This is a genomic window from Mycolicibacterium sediminis (assembly GCF_010731735.1).
Lineage (GTDB): Bacteria > Actinomycetota > Actinomycetes > Mycobacteriales > Mycobacteriaceae > Mycobacterium > Mycobacterium sediminis.
Window position 1 is genome coordinate 4,194,705 of sequence record NZ_AP022588.1, and the last position, 21,004, is coordinate 4,215,708.

General features: G+C 67.0%; 15 protein-coding genes and 1 pseudogene. 5 read left to right on the top strand and 11 right to left on the bottom strand.

The features are described 5' to 3' along the window. Positions 1-84: 84 nt before the first annotated feature. Positions 85-5,938: pseudogene (gene mobF / locus G6N64_RS20070) on the bottom strand (MobF family relaxase). Positions 5,939-6,260: 322 nt separating this feature from the next. On the opposite strand from mobF, the gene G6N64_RS20075 reads away from it, so the two are divergent. Further along, positions 6,261-6,650: a hypothetical protein gene (locus tag G6N64_RS20075; RefSeq protein WP_246230720.1), complete on the top strand. Its 390-nt coding sequence runs from the start codon at positions 6,261-6,263 to the stop codon at positions 6,648-6,650. Between the two features lie 318 nt (positions 6,651-6,968). After that, complete coding sequence (locus tag G6N64_RS20080; RefSeq protein ID WP_163799102.1) at positions 6,969-7,469, top strand: hypothetical protein; 501 nt, start codon at positions 6,969-6,971, stop codon at positions 7,467-7,469. Between the two features lie 129 nt (positions 7,470-7,598). Here G6N64_RS20080 and G6N64_RS20085 read toward each other — a convergent pair whose 3' ends face one another. After that, entirely contained in the window at positions 7,599-7,772 is a 174-nt protein-coding gene (locus G6N64_RS20085) for a hypothetical protein (protein ID WP_163799104.1), read from the bottom strand. A gap of 496 nt (positions 7,773-8,268) precedes the next feature. Here G6N64_RS20085 and G6N64_RS20090 point away from each other — a divergent pair, with 496 nt between their 5' ends. Beyond that, positions 8,269-8,595: a type VII secretion target gene (locus tag G6N64_RS20090; protein WP_163799106.1), complete on the top strand. Its 327-nt coding sequence runs from the start codon at positions 8,269-8,271 to the stop codon at positions 8,593-8,595. A 129-nt stretch (positions 8,596-8,724) separates the two neighbouring features. On the opposite strand, the gene G6N64_RS20095 is transcribed toward G6N64_RS20090, so the two are convergent. The 7 genes from G6N64_RS20095 to G6N64_RS20125 form a co-directional block, all read right to left on the bottom strand. After that, a complete protein-coding gene (locus G6N64_RS20095) occupies positions 8,725-9,105 on the bottom strand; it encodes an NAD(P)-binding domain-containing protein (protein WP_197748290.1) in 381 nt (126 codons plus the stop codon). After that, on the bottom strand, positions 9,074-9,439 hold the full coding sequence (locus G6N64_RS20100; RefSeq protein ID WP_197748291.1) for a MarR family winged helix-turn-helix transcriptional regulator: 366 nt from the start codon (positions 9,437-9,439) through the stop codon (positions 9,074-9,076). Before G6N64_RS20100 ends, G6N64_RS20095 begins: the two co-directional genes overlap by 32 nt. A 193-nt stretch (positions 9,440-9,632) precedes the next feature. After that, positions 9,633-11,501 carry a glutamine--fructose-6-phosphate transaminase (isomerizing) gene (glmS, locus tag G6N64_RS20105; RefSeq protein ID WP_163799110.1) on the bottom strand — a complete coding sequence of 623 codons (1,869 nt, stop codon included), beginning with the start codon at positions 11,499-11,501 and terminating at the stop codon, positions 9,633-9,635. 63 nt (positions 11,502-11,564) lie between these two features. Continuing rightward, positions 11,565-12,323 carry an SDR family oxidoreductase gene (locus G6N64_RS20110; protein WP_163799112.1) on the bottom strand — a complete coding sequence of 253 codons (759 nt, stop codon included), beginning with the start codon at positions 12,321-12,323 and terminating at the stop codon, positions 11,565-11,567. A 104-nt stretch (positions 12,324-12,427) separates the two neighbouring features. Next, positions 12,428-13,093, bottom strand: coding sequence for an SDR family NAD(P)-dependent oxidoreductase (locus G6N64_RS20115; RefSeq protein ID WP_163799115.1), 666 nt, complete (start codon positions 13,091-13,093; stop codon positions 12,428-12,430). Positions 13,094-13,301: 208 nt separating this feature from the next. Next, positions 13,302-14,012, bottom strand: coding sequence for a TetR/AcrR family transcriptional regulator (locus G6N64_RS20120; RefSeq protein WP_246230721.1), 711 nt, complete (start codon positions 14,010-14,012; stop codon positions 13,302-13,304). Positions 14,013-14,020: 8 nt separating this feature from the next. Next, positions 14,021-15,295 (bottom strand): FAD-dependent monooxygenase, encoded by a 1,275-nt coding sequence (locus tag G6N64_RS20125; RefSeq protein ID WP_246230722.1) that lies wholly within the window; start codon positions 15,293-15,295, stop codon positions 14,021-14,023. 307 nt (positions 15,296-15,602) lie between these two features. Between G6N64_RS20125 and G6N64_RS20130 the strand changes: the two genes are divergently transcribed. Further along, positions 15,603-15,947, top strand: a complete 345-nt coding sequence (locus tag G6N64_RS20130; RefSeq protein ID WP_163799120.1) for a DUF4334 domain-containing protein — start codon at positions 15,603-15,605, stop codon at positions 15,945-15,947. A 221-nt stretch (positions 15,948-16,168) separates the two neighbouring features. Continuing rightward, a complete protein-coding gene (locus G6N64_RS20135; protein ID WP_246230723.1) occupies positions 16,169-18,922 on the top strand; it encodes a helix-turn-helix transcriptional regulator in 2,754 nt (917 codons plus the stop codon). Here the strand turns inward: G6N64_RS20135 and G6N64_RS20140 are convergent. Then, the gene (locus G6N64_RS20140) at positions 18,919-20,355 is read right to left on the bottom strand and encodes an ATP-binding protein (protein ID WP_246230724.1); all 1,437 of its coding nucleotides are present in this window, start codon (positions 20,353-20,355) and stop codon (positions 18,919-18,921) included. The two genes, G6N64_RS20135 and G6N64_RS20140, sit on opposite strands and share 4 nt — an antisense overlap. Further along, positions 20,345-20,998 carry a nitroreductase gene (locus tag G6N64_RS20145; RefSeq protein WP_174266848.1) on the bottom strand — a complete coding sequence of 218 codons (654 nt, stop codon included), beginning with the start codon at positions 20,996-20,998 and terminating at the stop codon, positions 20,345-20,347. The genes G6N64_RS20140 and G6N64_RS20145 overlap by 11 nt, the downstream gene beginning before the upstream one ends. Positions 20,999-21,004 lie beyond the last annotated feature (6 nt).

Here is a 21,004-nt window from a genome sequence, read left to right on the forward strand (position 1 = left end):
CTTTCATCTGGCCACCAGCGGATACTTCAACTTGGCCATTGACAACAGTTTGCCCATGCCGGCTGGCGAATGAGAATCGCCTAGCTATTCGTCGATGCCAGCACCGGCTTCACGACCGTGGTCGCGGCCGACCGTTTCGCGTGCGCGCCACCCTAGGACGAGTTGGCGTCGTTGGGCAGAGCGGACGGCGCTGGCGGCGGCGTCGTATTGGGTGAGCAGGTGTAGCCATGGTTCGCTGAGGCGCTTGCGGCCGAGGCGGTCGGCGAGGGTGACTGCTGGCACCGATGCCAGGAGCGGATCGGTGGGCTCGGACGGCGCGGTGGTGAGGGTGGTGTTCCACGGCAGCGAGTGAGCGAGCAGCTGCACCGCCGACGAGCTGGCCCCTGCATCGGTGCCGTGGTCGATGAGGATGACCCGGGCGTCTGCGGCCACCGCGTGGCGGGCCAGGCCGATGAGCTGGCCGGGGTCAGCGGTCGCGGGATCGTCAATGACGACGATGGCCCCGGGCGGCAGCATCCACTGCTGCTCGCTGACCTGCTGGTGCGCATGGCCGATGGTGGTGATGGTGTCGGCCAGTTCAGCATCGCGGGCCGGGGCCGAACTGGACTCAGATGCTGCCAGCCACAACACCCTCCGGTCGTCGGCATTGGCGGCGCTGCGCAGGGTGTAGAGCGCTGCGGCGGTTTCACTGTCCTCAATGTCGGCACCAATGACGGCGAGCCGGTAGGGCAATGCGGCCAGGGACTTGAGCCGATCGCCGGTCTGAGGTTCGAGGCCGGACAGAGCGGAGCCGGGGATGAGCAGCGGAACGCTCTTGGGGTCGAGGTGGCCGGCGATGTGCAGGAGTTCGACTTCCGCGCGGGCGGATTCGAGGAGCTGTTCGAGGGTGTCGGAGGTGGCGCTTTGGGCGGCGGCGAACGTGGTGGCGATGTCGCGGTCGGCGCGTTCGATGTCGCGGTGCAGCTCGCGTCGACGCTGGCGCAGTGCGGCCAGGGTGGCCAGGTCGGCGCGCTCGGCGTCGCCGCGGGCGATGGCGATGTCGTTCTCGGTGACGATCCTGCCGCCGGCTGCCGCCGAGCGGGCGGCTTGAGCGTCGGCGAGGGCCTGCTGGAATTGCAGCGACGGCGGTTGAGCGGAAAGCAGTCCGGTGTAGAACCCGATCTGTTGGCGCGCCGAGATGATGTCGAGTTCGTCGGCGTCGGGAGTGGCCAGTAGGAGGTCGAGCTGGGTGCGCCAGTGTTCGACCAGACGCAGGATGTCGTTGTAGGCGGCGTCGGCATCGGCCCATTGCGCCATCACGTTGGTAACGGCGAGGCTGTAGGGACGGTCGGCGTCGACCTGGCGGCGCATGCGCAGCAGGTCGCCTGCGGCGGCGCGCGTCGCGGGACCATTTCCGGCGCGAATTTCGGCGGCCAACGTTTTGATGTGGTAGTGAACAGTGCGGTATTCGTCGCGCAGGGCAGTAAGTGATTCCATGGTGATGCCCAATTCCGGGGTAGGGCGATTAGCTGCGAGGTCTTCGAATTCAAGACCGGCATATTCTTCTGACCCGTATTCGATGGCGTCGAAGTCTTCGGGCGGGGCAATGTCGAAATGATCATCGAATGGCGAATGCTCATCGAGGCTGTGGGTGGAGGGGTCTTCGGGGTCCGGGGGGAACAGTGCTTCGTCGGCGGGATCGGGCGGCGCGTCCTGCGGGGTGGGCAGGTCGTCGAAGTCCACGCCGAGTCGGGCGTGCAGGCGATGGGTGAACGCATCGACGGTGTAGGTGATCAGGCGGGCGTAGTCGCCGGGCGGGATCGGCTGGTCGTCGTGTGCGGCGTCGGCGAGCTGCTCGGCGGCGACGTGGAGCAGGTCGCGCGGTGTCCACTTGCGCGGGTCCGCGGCGCTGATCGCGGCGACCAGGCCGGGCCAGGCGGGATCGGAGGTGATGGTCTCGGCGAGCGCGGTCCCGAACACGACGTCGAGGTCGCTCACCCAGGGCGGGCGTAGCCGCGAATGGGTGGTGGCCAGGGTGGCGGTCGGGGACAGCGCGCCGGCAATGCGCCACCACAGCGCCGCGGCGGGCAGCTCGTCGGGCAGCGGGCCCTGGCGCGCGGCGGTGGTGATGATCTGGCGCAGGTCGGGTGTGGTGCGTGCGGCCTGGACCAATTGGGTGGCCAGCTGCGGCCAGTAGGCGTCCGAGCGCAGCCTTGGGTCGATGCTGTCGATGAGGTCGTTCCAGCGAGTGGTGTCGGCGCTGCGTCGACCGATGTCGGCGGAGGCTTGGCGCTGCAGCGCGGCCTGGACGCCCCGGGTGCGCACCGGGAATTGGCGAGCACCCGTGAGGCGGGTGTCGGCCTCGTCGACTCCGGTGCAGGCGCGGAACACCGCGATTTCGGCGGTCAAGACCGGGTTGACGGTGATCAGCGGGCGCGCCCAGGCGGGGGCGGTGGCGTTGGTCCAGGCGCGTGCGCGTGTCCGGATCTCGGTGGCCAATCCCTCAACAAGCTCCTCGCGCCGGGCTAGGTAGGCGCCCCATTGCGGATCGTCGGCCAGGGTCTGGGGGATTGCGGGCAGCCAGCGCAGCACTCCGATGCCGGCCGAATGGGTGCCGGCGGGGTCGATGCGGTGATCCAGGACCGCGGCAGGGTCGGCGGCGTCGGCGACGCTGCCCTTGGCCAGCGCCTCGGTGAGCAGCTCGCGCGGGTCGGCCCCGCGAAGGGCCAGGATGGACAGGTTGCGGCGCAGCACCGGCCAGGCTTCGCGCGGCTGAGTGCCGGAATGATCTCGTCGGCTATGGCATCGAGGCGGTCGCGGGCGCCGACGCCGAGGCAGTTCTCGGCGGCCGCGCCGAGTGCGTCGTAGTACATGTCGGCCGCAGCTTGCAGGCGCGCGGCGGGGTCGGCGGCTTGGCGGGCGGCGGTGGTGGCCGAGACTTGGGCGCCGTCGCGGGCCAGCGTGCTGGTCAGGACGTCGACTGCGGTGTCGGGGTGGGTGGCCTTGGGCGAGAGCAGCCGGTGGGGGTCGCCCTCGGCGGTGGACAGGTAGAGGTGGTTTTCGTCGGTGCCTCGGGTCATGGCGACGTAGAGGTGCTGGCGGGTCAGCATGTCTGAGCCGACGATGTGGCAGGTGCCTCGAGTAGCGCGCCCGCCTGCGGTCAATCCCTGCGCGGAGTCGATGGTGGCTGCGCGTAGCCGAGTGTGACGTGCTCGGCGATGTATTTCGCCGGCAGCGTGACGATGCGCCCGCTGCGCAAGTGTCGGGCTTTCACGCCGCCTTCGGGCAGGACTTCGGTGATGGTGTAGCGGTAGCCGTTGCGCACGAAGTCGTTGCGTCCGATCGTGATCCGTCGGTTGTTCTTGCGGGTGCGGATGGTGTCGCCGACGCTGGCGTGGAGCTGGTCGGCCAGCACCACAGAGGGGGCCGTTGCCGCGTCCGGATCCGCGGCGAGGCGATCGGCGCGGGCGCGGGCGTTGAGCTCGTTGATGATGTCGTTGGTGGGGGCGAGCAGGATGGAATCCCCGCCGGCGGCAAGGTCGGCGCGCCACGCTTGATAGGCCATGTCGGCGGCGGTCTCGTCGGTGCCGACATGGATGCGGTGATGGTCGATGTAGAAGCCGATTCCGGCCGGGTCGGCGTCATGCAAGGCAAGCCCGGCCGCGGCCTCGGCGGGCGACTTGAACCGCACCACTTCGCTCAAGGTGAGCGCGTCAGTGGCCTCGGCGATGTCACGCAGAATGCCGCCGGCCGAGATCGAGGAGAGCTGCCCGTCATCACCGACCAGGCGCACGCTGGCACCCTTGCGCAGCGCGTCGGTGATCATCGCGTCCAGCCCGGCAGTGGCGGCCTTGCCGGCCTCGTCGACCACGATCAGGGTGTCGGGTCCAACCTGGGTGAACCAGTCGGGCACACGGGATGTCGCGGACTTGGCGGGGTCGGCCGACCAGACGTACTTGTCGAGGGTGTCGGTGACCGCGCCGAGGTCCTCGCCGAGCACGATCGCTGCATCGGCGGTGGGGGCCAATCCGATGACGTGTCCGCCCGAGCTGCGCCACGCATGTGCCAGCGCCGCCATGGCCGTGGTTTTGCCGGTTCCGGCCGGGGCGAGTGCGAGTGCGACACGGCGCCCCGCGGTCGCCATTTCCGAGACCAACGCGGCCTGGCCGGGGTTGAGTATGCGCCCCCGCGCGGCCGAATCGGCTAGTGCCAGTTCGACATCTGTCGCAGATGCGACACGGCCGTCGCTGCGGTGCACCGCGTCCAGAAGTCGGCGCTCGGCGGTCAGTGTTTCGCGGCTGGTGTAGGCCTCGACGCCGTGGCGGCGGTAGACGCTGGCACCGTCGCGGCGACGCAACGCCACGGGCTCGCCCAGCTCGGCGTCAGCGACGCGGGCATGCGGTATGGAAAATGTGTGCCCGAGGGCGGTTTCGGTGAGCGTGTCGACCAATGCGACATCGTGCGCCACGTCGTGGGAGCGGGCCATGCGCAGCGCTTCTGCGCGCACGTGGTGGCGCTGCCAGGTGGACCGTGTTTCGGCCACCGTGGCGATGAGTTCGCCAGCGCGCGACGCGATCCATTCCTCGTCGATCGTCACGGTCTCGCGCGTGGTCAGCGGTGCGGCCAACGTGTCGGCCAACATCTGGCTCACGCCGTGGTGTCCGAGGACCTCGACAGCTTGGGTGCGCCACACGTGGCGCTGCTCTGCCAGCGAGCGCGGCTCGTGCTTGGCTTCGCGCGATTCCAGCGTCGCCTGCTGAGCCAACGAGATGATCTCCACGTTGGTCGGTTCGCGGCCGTGATCGGCCTGAAACTGCTTGGCCAGCTCTGCGGTACGGGCCTTGATCGCCGCGCGCCGGCTCGACCACCGCGACATCAATTCCGACGACATTCCGGCGATTTCGCGCACCGCTCGCTTGCCGCGCCCACGCGATTGTTCAACGAAGCGCACACCCAGGCTGGCGATCAAGTGGGCTTCCAGTCGGGTGTTGTACAACTCCGAGGCCGCGACGGTGACGCGGTGCAGTGGTTGGCCGTCCAATGCGAGCCAGCGGCGTACGCCGTTGGCGTCGACATAGGACACCTTGTTGGAGATCGCGACGTGGGTGTGCAGATCCGGATCCCCGGCCCGGGAGTCGCGGTGGGTGAACGCCGCGGCGATGAGCCCTTCGGTGTCGACCTGGGCGACACCGCCGGCGCCGGTGCGGGTGAACGCGGCCTGATCCTGCAGCCATTCCAGGACGTCGGCGACCGCCGCATCGTGGGCTGCTTCGATCTGTTCGGCCACCGACAGCGGGGCGATGGCCCACAGTGCGGACACCGATTTCACCGGCGAGAACGTCAGGTCGTACCCGGCGACCGCGGTGGTCTTCGCGCGGGTGTTGCGGGCGATGAACCCGGACAGTTCGCGGTCGTCGGCGGGCGGGCGACCGTACTCCTCGCCGAACAGCTCCACGGCCACGCGGGTGCGGATCTGCGCGCGATCTTCCGGGGTGATGGAGGCGTTCCAGTGCGCACCTATCTCGGCGTTGTGATCACGGAAGGCGACGGCCAAGCGGCGCGCGAACTCCGGCTTGCCGTCGCGGACCGCGAACTCGCGCCCCAGGCGGCTGGCCGCGCGCTGGCTGCCCATGTTGCGGCCGGTGACGTAGGTCTGAATGCGCTCGGCGTTGGGGTGCAGACCCACCCCGTAGAGGGCGCGCATTTGCGCCTCGCTGACCCCCGAACCTTCCTCGACAGTCCAAAGTTCCTCGCGGGCTTGCAGACTGACCTCGCAGCGGCCGGTGTCCGAGAGTGCTGCCAGGCCGCGGCCCATCCAGCGGCCCGGCGACTCGCCCTTGGCGGAGTAATAGTCAGCCAGGGTGGAGCGGCCCCGTTCGGTGCTGTCGGCGGCAGCGACCTGCCGCACCAGGTACAGGTAGCCGTCCCCGGCGGTCAGCTTGTGCAGCGTCATCACCATGACGCGCACGCCGGTGTCCGCATGCGCCGCACGCTACGAACTCCGGGGTTAGCGAAGCCACCACCAAACCGGGGGTTCTTAGAAAAGTCTCAGAAAGCCGGGTTTCCTGAGTGCAAGAGGTGTGTGGTCTGTCGGTGGGCCGTGGAACGGGGGTGTGGGGCGGTGAGCTGAGGCGGCGCAGCGGCGGCGGCGACGGGACGGGCTGCGCGGTGGGGTGAGGCGGCAGCGGTGCTGCGGCAGGGGCGGCGACGAAAATTTGGTGGAGGGCGAATGTGGCTGTGGTGGTGGTCAGCTCGGCCCGGCCGGTTTTAGTGTCCCGGTCATGACAGCAGCAGGAACGTCCAAGTTGGAGGCCCGGCGACGAGCCGTGGAAGCGAACCGGCGCGCCAACGCAGCCCGCGCTGCGCGAGACAAGGCGAACATCAAAGACGCGACCACCTTCATGTACGAGGTCGGCAAGATCGCCGAAGTCGAACAGTGGAAGAAGGAGCGCCTAGCCCAGCTGCGCGCGCAGGTCGACGCCGAGGCAGCCAAGAAAGTCGCCGGCCATCGAACCGAGGCCGGCGCGGCGGTCGCGCGCATGCAGGACCGCGGTGAGACGCTGACGACGATCGCCGCGAACACCGAGGTTGGGATCGGTATCGTGCGCACGATGCTGCGGCACGCTCCGAAGAAGGAAAGACCGCTCCCAGCAACGGTTTGCATGCACTAGGCGGGGACGGCGCCATGGCAGATCCACCACCAGGCCGCAGCGACGGCGAACCCGACAGCCCACAGGCCGCCTCGGCGTGATGACTGAAATGGCCTGCAGCGCTGCGCCGCAGGCGTGGAGCACAGGTGCCGCTACCACCCGACCGCGCAGCGTGGCACGCGGTGCGGCGCGAGTGCGCAGCGTCGAGCGGTCCAACACGCGGCGAGGGAGCACCGTCCACGGCGGCCAGCTCCTGGTCGGCGGCGGCGGCACGGGGGCGGCCTTGTACGCTCCTGCGGCGCGGCCGTGTATCGGTGTCCGGACCTAAGGTCAGCGGTCATGAGAAGGGCGGGCGAGCTGGTCGTCGATCGGCAGGTGCACGCCGCTGAGATCGCGCGCCTGCACAGCCACGTTGTCTGCTGGCCAACACCTTCGGGCTGCAACATTTGGACCGTAGCCATCGGCCCCGATGGCTACGGCCGGTTCTACCTCACCCGCGACAGCGTGGGGTTCTGTGTGCGTCCGCACCGCTACGCGTTGGCCATTGCCGGCGGAAGCGTCGCAGCGGGCGTGCTGGGTCTGCATGAATGCGACAACCCGGTGTGCGTGAAGATCGCGGCCGACACCGACCCGCACCAGCACTCCGTGTCGGGCTCCCAGGGCGACAACATGGAGTGGATGGCGCGGATGCGTCGCGGTGGCGGCCATGCGGTGCGCCGCTGCGACAGTCGCGGTGTTCGGCGTGAGCGATCGGTGGCGCTATGCGAGGCCGTGCGCCATAGCTGGGATGCCGCCGCGGTGCAGGCGGCGCTGCTTGGCGACCAGCCCACTTTGTGGTGAGTTTCGCGTCGTACTGAGGGGGAGTGGCGCAGCATTCAACAGCGAAGAGCTGGGCGGGGTTTACAGAGCCGTGGCGGGCGGTGTCGCACCGCCGAGTTGGGCGGGCCGCGACAGCGACCGAGCAAGGATTTAGCCGCGCTGCAGGATCGTCGCTGCGCGCGGCGGTTGCACCGTGGTGGCGTCGAACCACACGGGCAGCGCGCGCACACTGGCTGTGCAGGCCCAGCAGATGCGGTGCTGGCCAATCGTTTCGCGCTGGCCGTGACCGTTGGAGTAGACGCGCAGCGAGTCGCCGCAGCTCAACGGTGCCAGCGTCAGCAGGCGGTCCGCCGCGGTGAGGGTGACGAACGGCTCGTGGTCGCGCGCGGCTCGGAGATGGCGCCAGTGTCGGCATTGGCCGGGAAAGGCGCGAGGAAGGCGACGACAGCGGGCAGCACCACAGTCCAGTCTCCGGCGTCGACGTCGCATGCCTTGCGGCGCTCGGCACTGTCGCGCCCGGGGATAGCCCGCCACGGAGTTGTAGGGGCTAATCCGCGGTCTTAGCGGCGATAATGAGACATGTCATCCGCGCAGTTCAATGTGGCTCTTTGAGGTTGACAGAGAGGCCAGAATGCGGCCACGCGCGTCTGGCAACAGGAGGGCGGTAAGCCGTAAGGATGCGCTGCTGGATGAGCGCAGCGAGGCGGCAAGAACTGCATTCGGCGATAGGCAGTAGTCGACAGATTGATGCAAGAGGGCTCCTGTAGCTCGCGGTATCGTCGGATGCACTGCTGGTGCCCGCACAGTTAGGAGCGGGTCTGTGCCGAAAAATCTTCGTGTTGTTCCGGAGGATTTGCAACTGTCGGCTTCGACGATTGACTTGCGCGCTGACACGGTGCGCGTGGCGCACGCGACCGCGGATGGTCGCATTGAAGCTGCCCAGCGCGGTCTTCCGGCAGGTTCGGCGGCCATTCTGAGCGGCGCCGTCGCGAAGTGGCAAGCCGACAGCACTGCACTCTTCGCTCGGATGGTCGACCACAGCACGGGTCTGCGGACCGGGGCGATCGAATACAGCGCTGCCGATACCGACAATGGAGCTGCCGTCGACGCCGCAGGGGAGCGGATTCCGCCCAGCATCGACCTCTAGTCGGTTGGGCACGTGACGGTTTCACTCGAGGACATCGACCGCTGGGATGCCGCCGGCGAATGACGCCGACCCGATGCGTTCCACGCCTTGACGATTGGGCGTCCGATCTGTTCGGCCAGCCACACGCTCTCAATTTCGCCGTCGTCGAGGGCTCCGATCCGCCCATCGCGCATCGGGTAGTAGTTCGAGGTGTCGACGACGACGACGGCGGGCGGTGCCGCGGACAGTTGATGCGAACGCCGGCATGCGATTGAGGGGAATCGACAAGATGACGACCTCGACATCGCGCACCGCGTCGGCCGCTTCGACCGCGCGGGCACCGGTGGACAGTGCTTCGGGGTCGATCGTCTGCGGACTGCGGGAGTTGGCGATCTTGACGTCATGCCCCGCTGCGCTCAGCTTGTGACTCAGCGTCTTGCCGATGTTGCCGGCGCCGACGATGCCGATTCTCATTCTGGCTCCTTGATTTTGGTGTTGGTTAGTCGACGGCCGGATACGCGAGTCCTTCAAGCGTCCGTCGCAGGTCGTGCAGGCCGGCGTCGTCGAGTTGGCACGCTGACTTGATCTGGTCGGTGACGTCGCGGACCTTTGATTCGAGCCGTCGACCCGCAGCGGTCAGGTCGACGAGCACCCGCCGCTCGTCGGCGCGATCACGCACGCGCGAGACCATCCCCGCTGCTTCCAAGCGTTTGACCAGCGGCGTGATCGTGCCCGTGTCCATGTGCAACCGGGCTCCGAGCGCGCCGACGGTCTGCGGGGAACCGTCGAGCAACGCCAAGATGACCAGGTATTGGGGGAATGTCAGCCCCAACGGCTCCAGGAATGGCTTGTGCAGCCGAATCATTCGATTCGCCGCACCGTAGAGCGCAAACGACAGTTGCTCGCCCAGCGTGTTGTTCGAGCACATCGGCCTAGCCGAGTGCAGGTGTCCAGCGCGCGATTCCATAGTGCACTAGATACTAGCACTAAAGATAAATGAGGGCGGTTGCCGCTGCCTCCAGCGCAGGCTCAGTAGTTCTGATCGAGACGTCGTCGGTTCACTCGACGGTGACGGACTTGGCGAGGTTGCGGGGCTTGTCGACGTCGTACCCACGGGCTTGGGCCACCCCTGCGGCGAACACCTGCAGCGGAATAGTCGACAACAGCGGCTGAAACAGCGTCGACACCGCGGGCATTCCGACGAGGTGGTCGGCGTAGGGCCGGACGGTGTCGTCGCCCTCCTCGGCGAGGACGATCGTGACCGCCCCGCGGGCCTGAATCTCCCGAATGTTGCTCAACAGCTTGCTGTGCAGCATCGCAGCATTCTTAGGCGACGGCATCACGACGATGACGGGCAGGCCGTCCTCGATGAGCGCGATCGGACCGTGCTTGAACTCTCCGGCCGCGAAGCCCTCGGCGTGCATGTACGCCAGTTCCTTGAGCTTCAACGCGCCCTCCAGCGCCACCGGGTACCCGACGTGACGGCCGAGGAACAGCACCGTCTGGGACGTGGCGAACCGATGGGCCAGCGCGGTCACCGGTTCCATGCACGTCAACACCCGGTCGATCAGATCGGGCATCGCTTCCAGCTCGGCGAACTCCCTGGCCACCTCGTCGGGGTACTTCGTGCCGCGGGCCTGCGCCAGCGCCAGACCGACGAGATAGTTGGCGGCGATCTGGGCCAGGAACGTCTTGGTCGACGCGACGCCGATCTCGGGTCCGGCGCGGGTGTAGAGCACCGCATCGCACTCCCGGGGGATCTGGCTGCCGTTGGTGTTGCAGATGGCCAGCACCTTGGCCTTCTGCTCCTTGGCGTGGCGCACGGCCTCCAGGGTGTCGGCGGTCTCGCCGGACTGCGAGATGGCGATCACCAGCGTGCTGCGGTCCAGTACCGGGTCGCGGTAGCGGAACTCGCTGGCGAGCTCGACCTCGACGGGCAGCCGCGTCCAGTGTTCGATGGCGTACTTGGCCAGCAGTCCCGAGTGGTACGCCGTGCCGCAGGCGACGATGAAGATCTTGTCGATCTCGCGGAGTTCCTGATCGTAGAGGCGCTGCTCGTCGAGCACGATGCGCCCGTCGGCGAAGTGTCCGAGCAGGGTGTCGGCGACCGCGGCGGGCTGCTCGGCGATTTCCTTGAGCATGAAGTACTCGTAGCCGCCCTTCTCTGCGGCCGAGAGGTCCCAGTCGATGTGGAACGGGCGAGCGTGGTTGGAGGCGTCGACACCGTGGAAGTCGGTGATGTGGTAGCCGTCGGCGGTGAGGACCACGGCCTGATCCTGGCCGAGTTCTACTGCCTCGCGGGTGTATTCGACGAACGCTGCCACGTCGGAGCCGAGAAACATCTCGCCCTCACCGACGCCGATCACCAGCGGGGTGGAGCGGCGCGCGGCCACGATGGTGCCGGGTTGCTCGGCGAAGGCGAACACCAGGGTGAAGTGGCCTTCGAGCTGGCGCAGGACCGACAGTACCGAGCCCTCGAAGTCTCCCGCGGTCTCCCCGTCGCGGTAGGCCTGCGCCACCAGGTGGACGGCCACCTCGGTGTCGGTGTCGCTGGTGAGCTCGACGCCGGCGACCTCCAGGTCGGCGCGCAGCGCCGCGTAGTTCTCGATGATGCCGTTGTGCACCACGGCGAACTTGCCGCTGCTGTCCCGATGTGGATGGGCGTTGCGGTCGGTGGGACGGCCGTGCGAAGCCCAGCGGGTATGGCCCACGCCGGTGCTGCCGGCGAGAACGTCGCCGTCCGTATCGTCTAGCGCCGCCTCAAGATTGGCCAACCTGCCGGCACGTCTCCGGACGGTCAGCCCGCCGTCTCCACCGAGCAGCGCGATGCCCGACGAGTCGTAGCCGCGATATTCCATCCGGTGTAGAGCGCCCATCAGAATGTTGCAGGCGGGCCGGCGCCCCACATAGCCGACGATTGCACACATGTCCGCAGATCCTTTCGTGGGTAGTGGGTCGTGGGTGTCGGGCGGTGGAAGGGGCCGAGCAGATCAGCGGCGCGCCAGCCAGTCGACCAGCCGCGTGGTGCCCAGTTCGGCCTCGTCGTCGGTGACGAGCGTTGTGTAATCGATGTTTAGCCCGCTGTACGTCGCCGACGGGTCGTCGAGGACGTTGAGCGTGCGGCTCTGGTGGCGTAGCACGGCGCGGGCCATGTCGGAGAACGGCATCTTCTGCGGGCCTCCGACGTTGTGAATGGTGTTGAGTGGCTCGTTGACGGCAACGCGGGCCAGGATCGCGGTGACCTCGGAGGAGTCGATGGGCTGGATCAGTGCGGCCGGGGCGTGCACCTCGTCGGCGGCGATCAGGGATTCGGTGATGGGTTCAGCCAATTCGTGGAATTGTGTGGCCCGCACGACAGTCCAAGGAACCCCCGAGGTAGCGGCCGCGCCCTCCTGGGCGAGCTTGCCGCGGATGTATCCGGCTTTGAGGGCCATCTCGTCTGCGCCGACGATGGACAGCACGACGTAATGTCTGACGCCGGCCTTGGCAGCGGCAGCGGACAGGTTGGCCGCGGTCTGATGGAAGAAGGCTTCAGCGGAGTCCTCGGGGGTGGCGGAATTGATCACGTCGACGATGACCTCAGCGTCGGCGAGGGCATCGTCAAGGCCCTGTCCGGTGAGCAGGTCAACACCGGAGTCACGGGAGGCTGCGGTGACGTTGTGACCAGCGTCGCGGAGTAGGGGGACGAGTTGACGGCCGATCAGGCCGGTAGCGCCGATGACGGTAATGCTCGTCGTGGGTTCGGCCATTGCCGTGCTGCCTTTCTGTCGAGATGACGCGAGTGAAAAGTGTTCCGCTACATAGTGTTCGGCTTTGGACTGGTGCGTAGTCAGTCGGGACGGGTTCTCACGGGTTAGGAGTCACCCGACCGGGGGTCAGTCCATCGTGAGCGATCCGTACGCGCGACCCGCTGACGCGTACGCCCGATGGCGGCTCCACCGTCAACGCTCAGGGTGGTGCCGGTGATGCAGCTTGCGCGGGGTGAAGCGAGAAATGCGATGGCTGCGGCGATTTCACTGGGCTCCGCTGTGCGCCCGAGTACGTTGTCGGTTCCCGGGGGGCCGGGAGCGACGCTGTTGACCCGGATGCCGTGCGGACCGAATTCGGCCGCCCAGGTGCGGGTTAGAGATCGGAGGGCAGCGCTGAACTCGGGCGCGCCGGGGAGAACGTTGATTATCGCGCCGCCGCCACGGCGGATCATCGGTTGGGCCACCGCGGCCACGAGGAAATACACCCCTTGGAGAAGGTGCAGGTCGGCGATGACGGCGGCGGCAATCAGGATGTCGATCGGGGTCTGCCGCGCAAGAAAATCGACGTCACCTAGGTCGGCAAGTCTAGCGGGGAGGAACCGCGTGCCGCTGCCGAGCCGAGTTGCGGCTAGCTTGCCCCGGTCGGGGTCCTCGTCACTGACGATGACGTGGGCGCCGGCGTGTGTAAGTAGTTGCGCGGTGGCCAGTCCAATGCCCGAAGTCCCGCCTGTCACCAGGGCGGTGCAACCCCTTAGTTCCGCAACGCTCACGTAGCCTCCAATACCGCGTTGGGTCAACACTGTCAGGCGCTCCGGCGGTAAGGCCCACGGAAACCCCGTAGTCCGCGAGCAGGCACGCTAGCCGACGACCTTCGGTTCGCCCGGGGCGCCGTCACCACCGGGTGTCGGCGCATCTAGAAGTCCGCCGGGTGTCCGTCGAGCACGCTTCTGTTGTCGCCCCGCCAGTGCGATACGCGGGTCAGTGCGTGTTCTTTCCAGCGATGATCTCCCGTACTAATGCGGCACCGCGTTCCAGGAAGTCGATGCCGTCCGCGACGACCCTGCGCATCTGCGTCTTCGTCGGACGTTCAGGTCCCAACAGCGCGGTGACGGCCTGGGCCAAGACAGTCGCAGGATCCGACGTCGCTGGTTCGGTGTGCTTCTCGTCGCCGAGAAGCAGGAAGCCGCGGTAGAGCGCCATGAGTGCATAGGTTTGCGCGTCAAGACTCCAGTCCGTGCGCGCAAGGCCGTTGTCCCGCCAGGTCGGCAGCAGCGCGTTCATCAGCGCGTCGGGCCCCAAGGCGTCCACGAGTGCCGCGGACGTCGGGTCCTCGGCAAGCGACCCCAGCAGTTCGTCGTCGTCGCGCAGCATCGCTTTGACGAACGGTCGATGTGCTGCCCGGTTCATCAGGCTCGGGAACAGCCGAGAGGGCCGGGCCAAATCTGGGTCGGTCCGCAGGTCGCCGATGAACTGTTCGGCCAGATCGAGGAAGTCGCGACCGATCAGACCGAGAAGGAGTTCGGATTTGCTGGACCAGTAGAGGTATACGGTGCCCGTGCCGACGTGCGCCTTCTGCGCGACGGCGGCGATGGTGACCGCCTTGCTGCCGCGCCGCTGCAACAAGTCCTGAGCAGCGTCGACGATGCGTGCCGCCGTCGGAGAATGGTGCTCCGGGAGTTCGGATGTCACGTCTGTATTCATACCGTCGGCGGCGGCTTGATTCCGAGACGTTGCAGCGCCGTGGCCGTGATGTCGGCGGTCCGCGCCTCCACGGCGCCCTCCAGGATGGCGCTGAGAACCCGACGCCCAATCGAGAAGCGTGTCACCACGGACATCGCCCGCCGCAGCCGGACCTGGCCCGACGTGTCCGGAACGAAGAACGCCCGCTGATTCAGGCCCACCGCCTGATATTCCTGGACATAGGGGCGCAGCCCCTGCTCCCATTCGCTCAACGCGGTCGCGGTGTCGTGGGGGTGGCGTTCAAGAAGCTCACCCAGCAGGTCGGCGCCGATCAGACCGGCCGAGACGCCCATCCCCGCATAGAGCGTGACGCACCATGCTGAATCGCCGAGCAGCACCACCCGCCCCTCGTGCCAACGGTCCATGTGGACCTGCTCGGCGGAATCGAAGAGCACATTGTCGGCGTGGTCGAGGACGCCGAGCACGTCGGCGAGCGTGGCTCCGAGGGGTTGATCGGAAAAGACCTCACGGATGCGTTCAGGGGCGGGGCGGGTGAACTCGGCGTCTACGTCGTCGGTCCGGTAGGAGATCATGATGGTCGGGTTGTGGTCTTCGAACGCGAACACCCACATCGCCCGGTCGGGCTCGACCAACTGCACGCTGACGCCCGGCTCGAGACCGGCCGGAGTGCCGGGAAATTCGAATGCGGCGACCATGTACCCCAAGCGATGCAGGTAGTTCTCATGTGGGCCGAATGCCAGGGACCGTACCGTTGACCGCAGTCCGTCGGCGCCGACCACGAGGTCGAAGCGTTCGATCACGGTGTCGCCGGACTGCGAGTTCAGCAAGGTGACGTGAACCCCCTGGTCGTCCTGTGTGATGGCCGTCGGCATCGTCGAGTAACGGACCTCCACATCAGCGGGCAGCGTCGCGAAAGCGGCTTGCTCGACGTCACCACGCAACATCAACCACGGACGCCCCGGCAGATCCTTCATGGAGAAGGTGCGCAGCTGGTGTCCGCTGCGGTCAATGAGGTAGCTGAGGGCGCCGGGATTGCGGTCGTGAAGGTGGCCGAGGATGCCGAGTCGATCAGCGGCGATCATTCCTGCCTCGAAGAGTCCGATGAAGTAGCCGCCCCGTCGGCGTTCTGCGGCGCGCTCGATGATCACGGGCGTCCACCCCGCAGCGCGCAGACGCGTTGCTGCGGCGATCCCGCTGACACCCATTCCGACCACCAGGGCGCGGTTGTTGTCGGACCTTTGTCGCTCCGATGCTGCTTGTTCGGTAGTCATACTGAACATAATCGTCAATCGTTCAGTTTTATTCCCGAACGTTGGGGTTGCTGAGCGCGGACTATTCCAGTTCCCTGGCCGGTTGTGCCGATCGGCCCCGCCGGGGCGCCCGAGAGCGAAAGGACTCCACGATGACTCCGATCCAGTGCTGTGGAACGACAGCTGTGACCCAGCGCGAGTTGGAGGTCTCCTACGACGAGCTGGACCCCGTGGGGATGGAGGCGTTGATCGGTACCTGGAAGGTCGACCCCAGTTACGCCGAGACGCCGGGCGGCAAGATGTTCATCGAGAGTGGTTGGTGGGGGGGGTGGGATTCGTCGACTCCGAGACCGTCGATCCGCTGTTGTACCCGGACACGGACGGCACAGGAGTGTTCGCCGCCGACCTGGTGTCGCTGCTTGCGCTGTTCGACACGGGTTCGCGGGACGTCTCGGCGCGGAGAAGGGACGTCGAGACCATGACGCCGAACGGGCGGGTGCGCTCGATCGAGTACCGCGGCGTGGTCAGCAGCGCACTGATTTATGACCGGGCGCCGGTCATCGACTATTTGCTCGCCGTAGACCGCGACACGATCGTGGCCGCCGTGGAACGGCGTGGCATGGTGGACCGCCCTGTATACGCGCTGCTTCGCCGTTGCGCTGAACCGCGGTGAATGGCCTCGCTGCGAATGCGCTGCAACGCCCGCGAGACCAGTCGACACCGGTTCGGGAGAGTTCGCGCCGCCCAATCAACGGGGCGGCTGGCTTACTGCATTTCATTGCGCAGGGCTCGACCCGGGCTCCGTGTTTGTCGGCATCCGGGGATCGCACGTAGCTCTGCCGTCCGTGCGCAAGCGTGGCAGAATTTGCCCGTGTTTGGCCCACGGGTCGTGAGTTGACGACAACCTCCTACCAGGTCGTGGCGTTGTCGGGCCGCGATCCCGAGTGGCAAAGGCTGCAGCAGCTGCTCACCGCCCTGCGGTCTGGCCGCAGCGAGGTTCTGGTGCTCGTCGGCGAAGCTGGTATCGGCAAAACCGCTCTTCTGCAGAATCTCCGGGACTCGGCGGCTGACTGCACTGTGCTGTCTGTGGCTGGCGTGGAGTCCGACATGGATCTGGCGTTCGCCGGTCTGCAGCAGCTGTGCGCACCAGTGCTCGGCTTCCGCGTGGGACTTCCGCTACCGCAACGCGAGGCTCTGGAGCACGCCTTCGGCATCAGCGATGCCGGCGGTGCGCCCCATCGCTTCTTGGTCGGGCTAGCGGTGCTAGGGCTGCTGGCTGCCGCCGCCGAGGAACGGCCGGTGCTCTGCTTGGTCGACGACGCGCAGTGGCTGGACTCGGTGTCCGCGCAGACGCTGTTCTTCGTCGCGCGTCGCCTGGACGCCGAGGCGGTCGGTCTGGTGTTCGCGCAGCGCAGTGCGATCGACGGCACGGCAGGTCTGCCGACCCTGGCGGTCGGCGGGCTCACCGACGGGGACGCCCGCAAGCTGCTGGAGTCGGCCCTTCCTGGGCGCCTTGACTCCGCCGTCGCGGACCGCATCGTCGCCGAGTCGCGCGGTAACCCCTTGGCACTGCTCGAAAGCTCACGAGCCCTCAGTCTTCTCGATTCCACCGGAGCGCAACACGGGCCGGTGAGCGCTGGCGTCGAAGGGCGATACCTCCAACTGGTGTCGGAACTACCCGCCGAAACGCAGATGTGTCTGGTGACGGCGGCCGCGGAACCAGTGGGTGATCCGGCGCTGCTGTTCGGCGCGCTGGCGCACCTGGACCTCAAACCCGTCGCGATGCTGCCGGCGCAGGACATTGGACTTCTCAGGATCGACACCCGCGTGCAGTTTCATCACCCGCTGGCACGTTCGGTCGCCTACCGATCGGCTACCCCGGAACAACGGCGGCGCGCGCATGGAGCGCTGGCCGCAGTGACCGACCCCGCGGTGGATCCGGACCGTCGGGCCTGGCATCGTGCGCTGGCCTGCGAGGCACTTGACGAACCGGTAGCGCTCGACCTGGAGGCCTCGGCGGGCCGAGCGCGGCAACGGGGCGGAACAGCCGCCGCGGCAGCTTTTTTGACGCGGGCAGTCGAGTTGACACCCGACCCATCCATGCGCAGCACTCGCGCGCTGGCCGCCGCGGAAGCTCACCACGAGATCGCGTCCTTCGACCAGTCACGCCACCTGCTGGCAACGGCCGAACTGGGTCCGCTGACCGACTTGCAGCGGGCACGATTGGCCCAGCTGCGGACGCGATTGGCGTTCACGTCGGCACGGGCCAGCGGGCATGCCGCTGCCTTGTCCGAGGCGGTCACCGAATTCACGGCGGTGGCCGCGCAACTGAAGGTCCTGGACGCTGCTCTGGCTACCGAGACGTACCTGGAGGCGCTGAGTGCGGCAATGTACGTGGGTCGCAGCGCGCCCGGTCTGACTGTGCAGATCGCCGAGACCGCCCGGGCAGCGCTGGCGAACCTGCCACCGCAGACGCCACTCGACGTGATCACCCACGCGCTTGCCGATCGCCTGGTCCTGGGCGCCGCGGCGGCGATGCCGGCGATGCGCCGCGCACGGGATGCCCTCATGGGGTGCGTCCGCTCGGATACAGGATGGTTCTGGCGAGCCTTTCCGCTGGTGCACGAATGCTTGATCCACGAGACGTGGGAGGACGGCTGGAGCGCGGTGTCGGCGCACGCCGTGCGGTTGGCCTCTGATGCCGGGGCAATGGCACTGCTGCCGTCGGCGCTGCTGTCGCGCGCCGGTGCACACGTAGACAACGGTGAATTGACCACAGCCGCTGGGTTAGTCGCAGAGGCCGGTGATTTGTCGAACGCCATCAACTACGTCCCGTTGCGGTATCACGGCCTCAGCGTGGCGGCATGGAAGGGTGACGATACCGAGGTTGCCGCGCTCGCAACCGCCGCAATCGAGTCGAGTCGACTCCGCGGCGAGGGCCGCGCCATTGGGTTGGCGCATTACGCCACGGCGTTGGTCAACAATGGGCGTGGCCGCTACCCCGACGCCCTTGCCGCCGCACGCCGAGGACTCGAGTATGACGACCTCGGCTTCCACGGCTACGTGTTGGTCGAAGCGATCGAAGCGGCTGTGCGCACCAACGACTTGCAGTTCGCCGAGCAAGCACTTGAGCAACTGCGCGAGCGGACACTGGCGGCCGGCACGCCGCGGGCGCTGGGTTCGCTGGCCCGCTCGGAAGCGCTTCTCAACAGCGGAAAGCGCGCCGAAGCGCTCTATCTGCAGAGCATCGGGTATTTCGAGGCCACCTCCCAGGTGGTGCAACTGGCTCGGGTTCGGCTGTTGTACGGAGAGTGGTTGCGCCGCAACGGTCCTGCGACTGCGGCGCGAGAGCCGCTGCGAGTTGCCCACAGGGATCTAGTCACGATGGGGTCGATGGCGTTCGCTGAGCGGGCCCGCCGCGAGCTGCAAGCTGCGGGGCAGAAGACCAGGAAGTCGCCCACCGCCGTCGGCGATGACCTGAGCCCTCAAGAGCGCCAGATCGCCGAACTGGCAGGCAAGGGTCTGACCAACCAGGAGATCGCCAGCCAGCTGTTTCTCAGTGCACACACCGTAGATTGGCATCTGCGCAAGGTGTACACCAAGATGGGCGTTCGCACCCGACGTGAACTCCGGCAGAAGTTCGCTTAACCGGGGTCAGGGGCCGGAGCCTCCAGGGGCAGGCACACGATGAACCGCGTGTCACCCGGCTCGGACTGCACGGTGATGTGGCCACGGTGCCGGTTCACCACGACCCGCCACGCCAAGTCCAGACCCAGGCCGGAGCCGGATCCGACAGGCTTCGTGGTGAAGAACGGATCGAAGATGCGACCGAGAATGTGCTGGGGGATCCCAGGACCATCGTCGCAGATCTCCACCCGGACCATGGCGTCGCCGTCGCGCCGGGTGCGGACGGTGAGAGTGCCGCGCCCGTCCATTGCGTAGAGCGCGTTGCTTATCAAATTCGTCCACACTTGGTTGAGATCAGCGGGATAGCAATGTATTTCGGGTAGAGAAAAATCGAGGTCCTTGACTAGGGTGACCGGCTTTCCCTTGTCGGCCATGGCGATCTTGTCGCCGAACATCAGGACGGTGCTGCGCAGCATTTCGTGGATGTCGATGCACTGATATGGGCCGCGGTCCATCTGCGAGTAGGGTTTGACGCCGTTGACCAGGGCTGCGATGCGGGCGCCGGCCTCGGAGATCTCACGGACCCTCATCTCGGTGTCGACGAACTGCTTGATCCAGCTCACGGCGCACTCCAAAGTCGCCGCTGTCACCGCCGTCTCGATGCGCTCAAGCCACTCTTCGTCGACGCCTGCGTCGACGAACGCCGAAGTGTAGCGCCAACTGTCGGCGATACCGCGCCTCGCGAGCCAGTCGTCGAGTGCTTCTTCGCGGTCCGCGGTCTCCAGCGGAGACAACGGTGATGGGGTCGCCACCAAGCTGGTGATGCCGGCACGGATGTCGAGCAGGTCGCCCAATGCTTCGGGGGCGGTCATGGCGAGCGCCCTGAGATTCCGGTCGGACTCAGCCATACTGTCGCGCAGGTCGGCCACCGCCCGGACGGTGGCTGCAGCCGGGTTGTTCAGCTGGTGGGTGAGGCCGGCGGTCATGGTCGCCAAGGCGTGTTGGCGTTCCTGCAAACCGAGCAGTTGACGCTGACTCAGACTGCGGGCAACACTGGTGTCGAGCAGGTGCATCGCGATCGGCCACCAGCTCTGAGTAAAGCGGGCGAACGACTCGGCCTCAACCACGAATAGCCGCGAACGCAGCGTCATTCGGACAGTGACGTCGTGGACGTGGGTGGAACTGGAGATCGCGCCGAAGTACGTTCCGAGCTCGGAAGTGCGATGCAACTCGACGTCACGGCCGCCGGATCGCTTGGTCGCAACCACTTCACCGCCGTCGAGGAACACGTAGAAGAAACTGGCCGGCTCACCTTCACGAGCTACCGGCCCCGGCCCGACAGTGTGGACGCTTCCATTGCTGCACAACGCATCGAGTTGCTCGTCGGTGAGGAATTGAAAGATGAAGACTGTCCGAAGCTCGTCTCGAAGGTCTGCAGTCACGTTATTCGTCAAGAAGAACGACGTTTTCGGAGACTGGATTTCGCGGAGTGTCGATGCTGTTGGCCAAAAAGGCAGGGTCGGCGTAGCCGATGCAGATGCCGCACAGAACGGTCAGGTCGTCGGGAATGTCGAGCTGCTGGCGCACCAGGTCCGGGTAGAGCGCGGTCGAGACCTGCACGCAACTGTCAAGACCGCGTTCGGTCAGGGCGAGCAGCAGGGTCTGCAAGAACATACCCACCCCGACGGCGTCGGGCAGTCCGAGGTCGCGGTGCATGCAGACGATTCCGGCGACCGGGGCGTTGAAGAAGTCCCAGTTGCGCAGCTGGGCGTTCCAGCGTCCCTGGCTGTCGTCGCGTGCTACGCCCATCGCACCGTAGAGCAGGGCGCCGAGCTGGCGGCGCAGGTGGCTGTGGGAGTCGGGCAGACCCAGTGTGGGCGGCGGGTCGGTGCGCACCTTCGCGGCCAACGACGCGGCGAGGCGGTCACGGCGGGCGCCCGATGCCAAAAACAGCCGCCAGGGCTGAACATTCGAATTCGACGGTGCCCGCATGGCCAGCGTCAGAGCTTCGCTCAGCAATTCTCGCGGGACGGGCTTGTCGGACAGGAACATACGCGAGGAGTGGCGGCGAATCACCACATCATCGAAGTCCATCATGATCCT

Bases quoted from the DNA above. Each gene is read 5' to 3' on its own strand.
- G6N64_RS20075 (WP_246230720.1), top strand. From the start codon at position 6,261: ATGACAGCAGCAGGAACGTCCAAGTTGGAGGCCCGGCGACGAGCCGTG.
- G6N64_RS20080 (WP_163799102.1), top strand. From the start codon at position 6,969: ATGAGAAGGGCGGGCGAGCTGGTCGTCGATCGGCAGGTGCACGCCGCT.
- G6N64_RS20100 (WP_197748291.1), bottom strand. From the start codon at position 9,439: ATGATTCGGCTGCACAAGCCATTCCTGGAGCCGTTGGGGCTGACATTC.
- glmS (WP_163799110.1), bottom strand. From the start codon at position 11,501: ATGTGTGCAATCGTCGGCTATGTGGGGCGCCGGCCCGCCTGCAACATT.
- G6N64_RS20110 (WP_163799112.1), bottom strand. From the start codon at position 12,323: ATGGCCGAACCCACGACGAGCATTACCGTCATCGGCGCTACCGGCCTG.
- G6N64_RS20125 (WP_246230722.1), bottom strand. From the start codon at position 15,295: ATGACTACCGAACAAGCAGCATCGGAGCGACAAAGGTCCGACAACAAC.
- G6N64_RS20145 (WP_174266848.1), bottom strand. From the start codon at position 20,998: ATGATGGACTTCGATGATGTGGTGATTCGCCGCCACTCCTCGCGTATG.